Origin of the sequence: Moraxella lacunata, from assembly GCF_002027545.1 — a bacterium.
In the GTDB taxonomy this organism is placed as follows: domain Bacteria; phylum Pseudomonadota; class Gammaproteobacteria; order Pseudomonadales; family Moraxellaceae; genus Moraxella; species Moraxella lacunata.
Genome location: NZ_MXAN01000042.1, coordinates 1 through 11386 on the forward strand (window position 1 = coordinate 1; position 11386 = coordinate 11386).

Sequence of the window (11386 nt, forward strand, 5' to 3'; positions counted from 1 at the left end):
GTGGAATACAGTTGCTACACGTCCAAAATTTAAAATACACCTGTAATGAACAACCCCAACTAAACAAATTCCCCAAAAAACTCATCAATATATCCTTCTGGCATATTGGCAAGCGTATATCGCCATTTGGGGTTTTTGTCTTTATCAATGAGCAATGCTCGCACCCCCTCTTGAAAATCACCATGATTGACACAATGGGTTGCCACGCAGGTTTCTAGGTCAAATATTTGTTTTAAGGAAAAGTCTTTTTTGGTTGTTTTTAAATCATGATAGATTTTAAAGGTAATCGCTTTTGTGGTATCTGAACCATGTCTATAAATGTCTATGGCGGATTTAATCATATCATTATCGCCATCATAAGCCATTAGGGCTTTATCAATATCCATCAAATCACCTACATTCATCAGATGATTAATCTCATCAAATGCCTTTGACAATTCACTCTCACCCAATATGGATGTATCATGAGAGTCATTTAAACAGGCAGATAATAAATGGTGGTTGCTTCTATCATCTTTAAAGTCAATTTGGCAAATAAGACCGATGAGCTCATCAAATCTGTCATGACCGATGGCAAAGTCTGCCAAACCAAATGCCCAAGCATCCGCCCCTGTAAATCTTGCTCCCGTCAGCCCCAAAAACAGCCCAATCTTGCCCGCCAAATGATTTAAAAAATAAGATGCCCCTGCGTCAGGAAACAGCCCGATAGAGACCTCAGGCATTGCCATGCGTGTGGTGGGCGTAACGACTTTATGGCTTGACCCGCCAAACAGCCCCATACCACCCCCCATGACAATCCCATGCCCCCATACCATGATGGGCTTAGGATAGGTGTGCATGGCGTACATGAGTCCATATTCGTGCGTAAAAAAGTCGTGAGCGGTTGTCTTGTTCGTCTTGCCATAGAGTGCCTTGATGTCACCACCTGCACACAATCCTTTATCGCCTGCACCATGTAGCACCACAACCGCCACACTGTCATCGTTCATCCATGTATCTAGGTGCGTGCGTATGGTTTTGACCATGCCTAGGTCTTGGGCATTTAGGGCTTTGGGGTTGTTTAGTGTGATGATACCAATACGCTTAGCGTTGGTGGTTGGGGCTAGGCGTGTCAAAATCGTGTCAGTCATGATAAATTCCTTTTAGTGTGATTAAGATAGACAATTAAGGGTTTTTAAAGTGATTGATTTTAATATAACAAATTTGAACCATCGAATCAATATTTTAAATTGAAAAATCATTTGAGTTATCTTATAATATTTTTACTAACCATTCACTTAGATATTTATCAAGCATCATGTACTGTTTAATGTCCCCTGCCAAAAAACTGGATGAAAAAACCGCCATTCCCTTTCACATAAAAGGTCATTTAAGCGAACCAATATTCATAAATTACGCCATGGATTTGATGAAAACTTTAAAAAATAAAGATATCATAGACTTACAAGAACTCATGGGTGTGTCTAAACAAATCGCCGAATTAAATATCACTCGTAACCAAAACTGGACTTATCCTTTTGATGACAATAAAAAGCCTGCCATTTATCTGTTTGATGGCGATGCTTATACAGGGCTTGATGCTTATTCATTAAATACCGACGAGATTTTATATCTAAATCAACATTTAGGAATTTTATCAGGATTGTATGGCATTTTAAAGCCATTGGATAATATGCTACCTTATCGGCTAGAAATGGGCGTGAAATTAAAAACAGCCCATGCTGATGATTTATACAGCTATTGGGGCGATGAGATTACCGATGTGATAAATCATAATATCAAAAATAGCGGTTCTGATGTATTGATAAATCTTGCATCGGGTGAATATTTTAAAGCAGTCAATACCTCAAAAATCAAGGCGGATATTATCACACCCAAATTCTTAGACCAAAAAAACGGGCAGTATAAAATTATAAGTTTCTACGCCAAAAAAGCTCGTGGCATGATGATGAATTTTTGTGCAAAAAATCGCATTACAGACCCCAATGACTTAAAACACTTTGATATGGACGGTTATTATTTTGATGAAAAAGCCAGTGGTCATGATGAATGGATATTTAAAAGAGATGAGCAGATTTAGGCGTTATTTACCCACCAATTTACTCGCCATCCATTACTTAAATATATCCCACTCATTAATCAACATAAAGCATAATTAACAACAAAAATCAACTTAAAATAAATACCTGATGGTTATTAAATGATGGATTTTTGGTATTGCCAATTACAATCAGCCTTGTTATGATAGGATTTTAAATTTTGTTTATTTTTCAACCATGAAAATGCCCTATTTTTTGCTTTTGGGATTATTGTTAGTACAGCAGGCCAATGCTGATTATAGCTTGCTTGATGCCCAAAAACAGCTCATGAGCAACAGCTCTGCCATACAAGCAAGTCATGCCTTGTATCAAGCTGATGTCTTACAAGCAGAATCGTTACAAAAATTACACTATCCTAGGATATCGCTCAATGCACACGCCTTTGCACTACAACAAAACAGCAACATACCCCTAGATAATATCAAAGAGCAGACCGCCCAGCACATTAACACCCATTTTGACCATCGCTTTGGCAATGCACCCGATGGTCTGTTAGATGCTTTGCATAACAGCACCCAAACCGCCCTTGACCGCCTGCCTGACCATCAAGATGTCAAGCTACGCCATGATGGCATTACCCCAAACATTACCGCCACGATGCCCATCTATACAGGTGGCCTAATCAGCAGCAGCAAAAATATCGCCAATCTACAAGCACAGCGTGGTAAATTTGGATTACAAGAACGCATCTCTTTGGCAAAACTTAATTTGATTCGCCATTATTTTAATGTGCAATTACAAAAACAGCTGACCGACACACAACAAAACACGCTTAGCGCCATACAGCTACATGTAGATAATGCTTATAAATTAGAACAGCAAGGTTTTATCAGTCGTGGACAGCGTATGCAATTTGAAGTGGCACGCAATCAGGTACAAAGACTGTATCAAAGCACCCAAAATCAGCACCAAAACAGCATTTATGAGCTTGCCGTTTTGCTTGGTTTGCCCCACATTGAACCGCTAAGCACACCGCTGTTTATCAACACCCAGCATCGACCCAATTGGCAAGCATTACTCAAAGACTCCCAAAATACGCCATTAAATCAAAAGCTAAAAACCGACATTTTGCTTGCCGATGAAAATATCGCCCTAAGACAATCCACCAAAAAACCAAAAATTGCCGCTGTGGCTCGTTATACCTTAGATGATAAGCCTGATTGGTTTGCAGGTGTGGCGGTTCAGTATAACCTATTATCAGGCATTGACCGTGATAAGCAGATTGGGGCAGCACACCTACAAAAACAAGCAGCCAAATTAGGTCATGAACAAGTCAATGAACACATCACAACCACCATGCACACCGCTTATGGCGAGATGGTGCTGGCACAAAAAACCCACGCCCTACTACAACAAAATCATCGGGCCGCCAAAGAAAATTTGCGTATCCAGACGCTGTCTTTTCAAGAAGGGTTTGGGACGGTGGCAGGTGTGGTTGATGCCCAAAGTGCTTTATCACAGATTGACAGCGAAACCGCTCTAAATGCGTATCGCTACCTTTTGGCATTGGCGACGCTGTTGCATCACACAGGGACAATTGATGACTTTGATGATTATTTGTCTTTGGATGATGCTCATAAATTGTGATTGATAACGCTCATACTTAACCCCAACCATTTGACAGCCCAAAACCATGACTGATAAGACCGATGATGTTAAGCCAGATACCGATGGCAACCATCCAAAAAAACAAAAACCCCACACACAAGCCAAATCAAAGCCCAGACCTTTGGCGTTATTCTTATTATTGGCACTCATTGGCAGTGTGCTTTTGGTGATTATTTTTGGTTTGATACAAAGCTATGGCACACCGCAAAACTTGCCAACAGCTAACGCCATTGGTAGCACAAATGAGCCACCAAAGGGGGTGATTGCTCATGTCAGACAAAAGATTACCGGGCCTGCCACATTTAGCATTCAAGGGCGTGTGGAGGGCGAAACGGTGAACATCAGCACCAAACTGCCCAGTCGTGTTGCTGCCATTTATGTTAAAGAGGGTCAAGCTGTCAGGACAGGTGAACCTTTGGTTCAGCTTATCAGTCCTGAAATTGACGCCAAAAAACAGCAAGCCGCTGCCATGTTACAGTCAGCCCTTGCCTTTCAGTCGTCCACAGACCGTGGCACAAGACAAGAAAATGTAGACACCCTGTACGCCAATTGGCAAAGTGCCAAAGCTCAGGCAACACTGGCAGAGGAGAGCTATCGCCGTGGTGAGTATTTGTATCAAGAAGGTGTCATCTCCCGCCAACGCCGTGATGAGATGAGAGCAGCGAAGCAGTCTTCTGCTCAAATTGCCCAAGCAGCACAGCAGCAGTATCTAAAAGCCGAGCGTGGTCGCACTGATGAATTAAAATCGTCCGCCGACGCCCAAGTCCAAATCGCTCGTGCGGCGGTTGCCGAAGCCAATGCCCTAGATGCCGAAACCATGCTCTATGCCCCCATTGATGGCACGGTCTCAAAAATCTACATCCAAAGCAGTGAACTGGTCATGCCAGCGGTGCCTGTGATGAGCCTGCTTGACAACCACCCTACCATTACCATAAGCGTCCAAGAAAATCAGTACAGTCATGTCCATGCCCTGCCCAAGCTCACTGGTTTCATCCCTGCACTGAACAAAACCGCCGATTTTAAAATCGTGCATACCGAGGATGAGGGAGAGTTTGCCACCATCAAAAATACCAGACAGACAGGCGGTTATGACATTCATAGCTTTAAAACCAAACTTGAACCCATCACCCCCATTGAAGGGTTAAAAGTGGGCATGAGTGTGATATTTGATATCACTGTTTTGCCCTAAATTTTCATTCAAATAAGCCTGATATCCATGATTGTTCGCTTTATTCGTGCTTTTTGCCAAGCATTTTTGCGTGAGCTTAACCGCTTATCATGTAACCGATTTGATTTGGCGATGGTCATGATAGCACCGCTTGTCATCATTGTCTTATTTGGAGCCATGTTTTATCATGGTAAAGCACATCATCTGCCTGTGGCTTTGGTTGATGAGGATAACAGTGAATTAAGCCATTTGATTTATCAGCACATTCATCATAATGAAACCGTTGAAGCCGTCCTAATTTTAGATGATATACAAGATGCTCATCATGCCATCAATCGTTTGGATGTTGGTGGCTACATATACATTCCCAAGGATGCCCAAAATCGTTTGGTGCGTGGTGAAAACACAGGCATCCACATTGCCTACAATCAATCATTTTTTAGCATTGGCAGTGCCATCTCATCTGCCCTATCTAAAAGCACCAAAGGCGGTATTGCCAAATTTATACAAACCAAGCATTTAACTGGTGTCTTACCCCATTTGTCTGGCAACATGCCTCATGTCAAAATATCGGTGCTGTTTAACCCCAATTTAAGCTATGAATTCTTTTTAGAGCCGTTTTTGGTCGCTGCGGTGTTGCATTTATTACTGTGCTGTTTGGTTGCCCACGCCATTGGACAAGAATTTCATGAACACAGCGTACATGAATGGTTATATCATTCACCTTTTGGGGCGTTGTTTGGTAAAATAAGCGTGTATGTGCTGATAATCAGCCTTTGGCATGGGCTATGGCAGGCGTGGCTTATTGGGGTGCGTGGCTGGTTTGTGGCAGGGTCGTTATTTGTACTGATTATCGGTCAACTGTTGTTTTATCTTGCTTATGCCTTATTTGGGGCGATGGTGGTGCTTAAAACTCAAAACATCAATAAAAGCTATGGCATTTTGGCGGTCTATGGCGGTTCATCGATGAGTTTTGCAGGGGTTACTCTACCACTAAACAACGCCTCAGGCTTTACCCAATTTTGGTCGCAGATTATCCCCTTTACTCCCTTTGCCCGTCTACAAGTTGAACAGTGGGTGATTGGCAGTCCATTTATCATCACCCTAGCACACCTTAACTCTTTGCTGATATTTGTGCTAATTTTTGCCATCGGTAGCCTATTACTGCTTAGACGCATCAAAAAGACCTTAATAGCCATACCAAATACACCCAAGGATGACAGTTGATGAGACGATTTATCAAACAATATCTGACCATCTGGCTGGATATCATCAAAGACAGGTCTATTTTTTTGACCATGGTGCTGTCGGTGGTGTTTTATGGTTTCTTTTATCCGTTTGCCTATCAAGCTCAGCGTCCTGCCGATTTGCCCATTGTGATTGTTGATGAAGAGCAAAGCCCGCTCACCCAAGCCATCATCCACACCACAAGCCATACGCCCAACATACATGTTTTGGCGGTTGTGAGTGATTTTAGGCAAGCTCAAATGCTGGTACAATCAGCAAAGGCAGATGGGATTTTATTATTGCCTGACAATCTTAGCCAAAGCATTCATCATGGTCAAACAGGCGGGGTTGGGCTGTATCTGAGTTCGGCGTATTTTTTGCGTACACAAAATATCGGTGCAGGTCTGGTATCATCATTACAAGCAACCATCATCCAAGAGTTAGGACAAGTCACCCAAACTAGACATAAGCCCATGCCAGAGCTTGTCCATCAATCAGCATTATTTAACCCCTTATCAGGATATGGCAGCTATATTTTTCCTGCTGTTGCTCCCATCATCGTCTACCAAACCATCGTGCTGGGTCTTGCCATGCTTGTGGCAGGTTATCGTCAAAGGTTATGGCGTGCCAGTGCTTGTGATTTTTTGGCAATTTATGCGGTGGCATTGACCATTGGCTGTTTGTCGTGTTTTTATTTATTTGGTTTTGTATTTTGGTGGCATGATTATCCTAGGGGTGGTAACTTTTGGGGAATGATGCTCGGTGTCCCCATCTTTGTCAGCTGTGCCATTGGGGTGGCTTTATTAATCGCATCATGGGTAGCTGATGGTGCTAAGGTGGGTGTGTTGCTCATTTTTAGCTCTGTGCCATTATTTATGCTAACAGGGCTTGCTTACCCACTGATGGCGATGCCCAAATTTTTACAACCATTAGCCAATGCCCTGCCAACCACACAAGGCGTACAAATGTTCGTTCAGCTCAATCAGATGGGCGTACCCATTCAAGATGTTTGGCAAAAGATGGCATATTTGGCAAGTGTGGCGGTGCTTTGTTTGGGGGTGGCGTTTTGGCGGTTGCGGTATACTGCTAATGGTGTGGGTAAAGTGCAAAAATTACCGACATTTTGCCCAAAAAAGTGCTAAAATAGGCACAATCCATCATGTTAATTTTATACAAAAAAGGTAATTCTCATGGCAAAAGCACCCAAAGAAAAAGACGATAATATTGAAGGTAATAAAGAAAAAGCATTACAAATGGCTTTGGCTCAGATTGAAAAGGCGTTTGGTAAAAACACCATCATGAATTTGGGTGATGAGTCTGTTAAGGCAGATGTAGAGACCATCTCCACAGGCTCACTTGGGCTTGATATTGCCCTAGGGATTGGCGGTCTGCCAAAGGGGCGTATTGTTGAGATTTTTGGCCCTGAAAGCTCGGGCAAAACCACGCTGACCTTACAGACCATTGCCGAATGCCAAAAACAAGGCGGAAAATGTGCATTTATTGATGCAGAACATGCCCTAGACCCCATTTATGCCAAAAAACTGGGCGTGAATCTAAGTGAACTTATGGTGTCTCAGCCTGACAATGGTGAACAAGCCCTTGAAATCGTGGACATGCTTGTACGCTCTGGGGCGGTGGATTTGATTGTTGTGGACTCAGTTGCCGCCTTAACCCCAAAAGCTGAGATTGAAGGTGAGATGGGCGACAGCCACATGGGTCTACAAGCACGCCTCATGAGTCAAGCCTTACGTAAAATCACCGGTAACGCCAAACGCTCTAACTGCATGGTGATTTTCATCAACCAAATCCGCATGAAAATTGGGGTTATGTTCGGCTCTCCTGAAACCACAACAGGTGGTAACGCCTTGAAGTTTTATGCGTCTGTACGCTTAGACATTCGCCGTATCGGCTCGGTCAAGGACAAAGAAGAAATCATCGGCTCTGAAACCCGTGTCAAAGTCATCAAAAACAAAATGGCTCCCCCATTTCGCCAAACCGAATTTGACATCATGTATGGCGAAGGCATTAACCGCTTGGGCGAGATTGTGGATATCGGGGCAAGTCTTGACATTGTCGGCAAATCAGGGGCGTGGTACAGCTATGAAGGCTCAAAAATCGGTCAAGGTAAAGCCAATGCCTGTCAATTTTTGGCGGAAAATCCTGCAATCGCCCAAGAGATTGAAGCCAAAATCCGTGAGTTAAAACTTGCCAATGTCGTGCCAGTCGCCCCCAGCGATGATGACGGCGAAGTGCCTGAATATGTCGAAGGCATGGACGACTAATTTTTATGGTCAAACCCATAAAAATACAAACCTTAGATGACATTTTGGCAGACATGGGGCAACCTGTGTCTGCTAAAACTTTTGATAACAAGAATAACAATACGGACAATCAAAATACCAAAAAATCCGATAAAACGGACGATAAAAACAGCAATACATACCAACAATCCGATGACAATTTTTTATCCGATAAACCAAAAAATTTAACCAACACCGCCAAACAACCTTTTAAAAAATCTAAAAAAATAGTTAAAAACACCCAAAATTCCAACTCCCAAACCGATACGCCAACACCCACACGCAAACGCAAATCCCAAAAAAGCGATGACAAGCCGTCCGCGGTGGATTTGTTATTAAAAGACAACAGTCAAACGGTGCTTGATGATAATTCTTTAAAACTACTCAGCCAAGTGGAAATTGAAAAATTACAACTTCCCGACAAAGAAACCCGCTATTTGCGTTGGCTGGCGTTTTATTATTTATCCAAAAAAGAGTTATCTCGCCACGAACTCAAAGCCAAGCTCATCGCCAAAGACTGCGACCCACAGGCGGTAGATGAACTGCTTGATGAATTTGCCGAAAAAGGCTATCAGTCCGACACACGCTGTGCGACCATGCTTGTGCGTGAAACGGTACGTAAAGGGCGTGGCGTGCGGTATCTGACGGACAGCCTAAAAAAAGCAGGGCTTGACGTCAAAGATTTTGGTGGTATGGACGAACTGATTGCCATGAGTGATGTGGACAGCGTGGCAGATGGTACGATTTTGGACGATGATAACAAGGGTGATGACAGGGACGATGAGATAAACTGGCTAAAACTTGCCGTAGAAGCTCGCTGTAAAAAATATGGCAATACCATCCCAAAAGACCCCAAAGAAAAAGCCCGCCAACTGCGATTTTTGCAGTATCGAGGCTTTGACATGGGCGTGTGTTTTGATGCGTTAAAGATGAATTTGGGGGATTTTGAGTAAAGGTGATTTCAACTAAACCAGTCAGACCCGCCTATCACGGTAGTCCATCAGCCCTGTCGCCACCACTTCTAAAAGCTGTGAATCTTGGTGCGTGGCAACGGTTCGAATGAGTCGTGACGGCGAGTGCGTGAGCGTATTGGTCAGGCGATGAGCAAATTCATCCAACACCGTCATCATGTCATCACCCTGTGCCAGACGGTGTTTGGCGTGTGACAGCAGTCGGTTCTTATGCTCGTCCGCCATCATGCGATAATCAGCAATATAACGTCTGGCGGACAGCAGTTGCATTTGGCTCTCGATACTTAGGGTCAGCTGACTGACCATCAGCTCCGCCTCTACCGCCGCTTGTTTTCGCTCTTCTAGGTTGCCTGCGATGACGTGCTGTAAATCATCCACCGAATACAGATAAACATCATCAAATCCGCCCACCGCAGGGTCGATGTCTCGTGGCACCGCCAAATCCACCAATAGCAACGGGCGATGACGACGCACCTTTTGGGCATGCTTGACCATCTCTGTGCTAATCAGCGTATCCATGCTACCGCTACAACTGCTCACCACATCGGCACGGCTTAGCACCTGCCCCAGACTGTCCAGCCCCACGCACTCAACATGCACTGACCGCCCTGCATTCTCTACCATTTGTACCAGCTCATCTTTGAGCAGTTCGGCACGCTGTGGACTGCGATTGGCGATGATGATGTTTTTCATGCCAAGGCTTGCCACGTTATGAGCGACAAGGCGGTTCATCTCGCCTGCTGCCACCATCAGTAGCGTGGTATTCTCTGGCTTGTCAAATATCTGCGTAACCAGTTTGGCGGTCGCAAACCCTAACGTGACCGCCTGCTGTCCAACTTTGCTATCACGGCGGACACTGCGTGCTGACGCAAAAATCTGCTGAGTGAGCCAATGAAAATCACTGCCCACCCCACTCACTGCCTGCGACTGTGATACCGCTTGTCTGATTTGCCCTAGAATCTGTGGCTCGCCCAGTATCATCGAATCTAGCCCTGACGCCACACGAAGCCAGTGGTTTAATGCACGGTTGTTCTCATAAATGTACAAAAAAGGCGAAATGTCATCTAGTGCCACGCCCTTAAACTCGGCAAGCCACGACCGCACTCGCCCTGCCTGCACGCTCACGTCATCGTCATCATTGACCGCTTGCCACTCATCATCAAACCCCACATAAATCTCACTGCGGTTACAAGTAGAGACGATGACCGCCCCCGAGACCGATTCATCAAGACGGCGAATGTCAGTAATCGCCTGTGGCAAATCCGAGCCGAACGACAACCGCTCTCGCAAAGCGACAGGGGCGGTTTTGTGATTGACTCCGATGACGGCTAATTTCATGACAGCTATATTTGGTGGATAAAAATAAAACAAACAGATGATGAAACGGATTATTATAACACCATTTGCCAAAAACACACAAAAAATGGGGGTTTTTATGAAACTTTTCAATCAAAACACACACTTTGACAAAATCAATCGTTTTAAATGGGCATTTACCCATGCTAAAATACACCCCACCCCTCAAAACCTAACCGCAAACAATCCTAGGCTAGGACATGATGAGTTTTTTAAAAATTATCATTTTTTTCTCCTTTTATCCTTGAAAAAATCCACCCCATCCCTATTTAGAATAACATAACAATAATAATCATCGTAACCTTTCCTCAACCCACTGCCCCTCCTTCAGTGGGTCTTTTTTTGCCTGTATATAAAATTGACGAATTATTGTACAGATTTATTCTATTGCCACAATACATTTGATTTACACTCAACCAACTTGATATTTACCACGGGTTTGTAGGGGTGTGCTGAGCACACCCTTGATGACATTACCGTGCAGGGCGTACACAGCACGTCCCTACATCCAAACATCATTGCGTTTGTAGTAATTTTAAAGTTTATTGGGTATATGCCAATTTTTTTGGTAATTTTTACATTAAAATTGTTTCAAAACATTGCAACTGTTTGGCATTTCATCTTATAATAAGGCACTTTATGAACCGCACCCCAAAA

General features: G+C 43.7%; 9 protein-coding genes. 7 read left to right on the forward strand and 2 right to left on the reverse strand.

What is annotated here, in order from left to right:
• Positions 1 to 59 precede the first annotated feature (59 nt).
• Positions 60 to 1130, reverse strand: a complete 1071-nt coding sequence (locus B5J94_RS06315) for an enoyl-CoA hydratase/isomerase family protein (RefSeq protein WP_062499426.1) — start codon at positions 1128 to 1130, stop codon at positions 60 to 62.
• A gap of 167 nt (positions 1131 to 1297) precedes the next feature.
• Between B5J94_RS06315 and yaaA the strand changes: the two genes are divergently transcribed.
• From yaaA to B5J94_RS06350, 7 genes are all read left to right on the forward strand, one after another.
• On the forward strand, positions 1298 to 2080 hold the full coding sequence (yaaA, locus tag B5J94_RS06320; protein ID WP_062499428.1) for a peroxide stress protein YaaA: 783 nt from the start codon (positions 1298 to 1300) through the stop codon (positions 2078 to 2080).
• 127 nt (positions 2081 to 2207) lie between these two features.
• Positions 2208 to 3686, forward strand: a complete 1479-nt coding sequence (locus tag B5J94_RS06325; protein WP_143821923.1) for a TolC family protein — start codon at positions 2208 to 2210, stop codon at positions 3684 to 3686.
• A gap of 46 nt (positions 3687 to 3732) precedes the next feature.
• Complete coding sequence (locus tag B5J94_RS06330; protein ID WP_062499430.1) at positions 3733 to 4896, forward strand: HlyD family secretion protein; 1164 nt, start codon at positions 3733 to 3735, stop codon at positions 4894 to 4896.
• A 27-nt stretch (positions 4897 to 4923) separates the two neighbouring features.
• A complete protein-coding gene (locus tag B5J94_RS06335) occupies positions 4924 to 6102 on the forward strand; it encodes an ABC transporter permease (RefSeq protein ID WP_062499432.1) in 1179 nt (392 codons plus the stop codon).
• Positions 6102 to 7244, forward strand: a complete 1143-nt coding sequence (locus B5J94_RS06340; protein ID WP_062499435.1) for an ABC transporter permease — start codon at positions 6102 to 6104, stop codon at positions 7242 to 7244. Before B5J94_RS06335 ends, B5J94_RS06340 begins: the two co-directional genes overlap by 1 nt.
• 81 nt (positions 7245 to 7325) lie before the next feature.
• The gene (recA, locus tag B5J94_RS06345) at positions 7326 to 8384 is read left to right on the forward strand and encodes a recombinase RecA (RefSeq protein WP_062499443.1); all 1059 of its coding nucleotides are present in this window, start codon (positions 7326 to 7328) and stop codon (positions 8382 to 8384) included.
• A 5-nt stretch (positions 8385 to 8389) separates the two neighbouring features.
• Positions 8390 to 9355 carry a regulatory protein RecX gene (locus B5J94_RS06350; RefSeq protein WP_062499437.1) on the forward strand — a complete coding sequence of 322 codons (966 nt, stop codon included), beginning with the start codon at positions 8390 to 8392 and terminating at the stop codon, positions 9353 to 9355.
• Between the two features lie 21 nt (positions 9356 to 9376).
• Here the strand turns inward: B5J94_RS06350 and hemA are convergent, their stop codons facing one another.
• Complete coding sequence (gene hemA, locus B5J94_RS06355) at positions 9377 to 10711, reverse strand: glutamyl-tRNA reductase (protein ID WP_062499439.1); 1335 nt, start codon at positions 10709 to 10711, stop codon at positions 9377 to 9379.
• Positions 10712 to 11386 lie beyond the last annotated feature (675 nt).

Bases quoted from the DNA above. Each gene is read 5' to 3' on its own strand.
- B5J94_RS06335 (WP_062499432.1), top strand. From the start codon at position 4,924: ATGATTGTTCGCTTTATTCGTGCTTTTTGCCAAGCATTTTTGCGTGAG.
- B5J94_RS06340 (WP_062499435.1), top strand. From the start codon at position 6,102: ATGAGACGATTTATCAAACAATATCTGACCATCTGGCTGGATATCATC.
- B5J94_RS06330 (WP_062499430.1), top strand. From the start codon at position 3,733: ATGACTGATAAGACCGATGATGTTAAGCCAGATACCGATGGCAACCAT.
- B5J94_RS06315 (WP_062499426.1), bottom strand. From the start codon at position 1,130: ATGACTGACACGATTTTGACACGCCTAGCCCCAACCACCAACGCTAAG.
- yaaA (WP_062499428.1), top strand. From the start codon at position 1,298: ATGTACTGTTTAATGTCCCCTGCCAAAAAACTGGATGAAAAAACCGCC.
- B5J94_RS06350 (WP_062499437.1), top strand. From the start codon at position 8,390: ATGGTCAAACCCATAAAAATACAAACCTTAGATGACATTTTGGCAGAC.
- hemA (WP_062499439.1), bottom strand. From the start codon at position 10,711: ATGAAATTAGCCGTCATCGGAGTCAATCACAAAACCGCCCCTGTCGCT.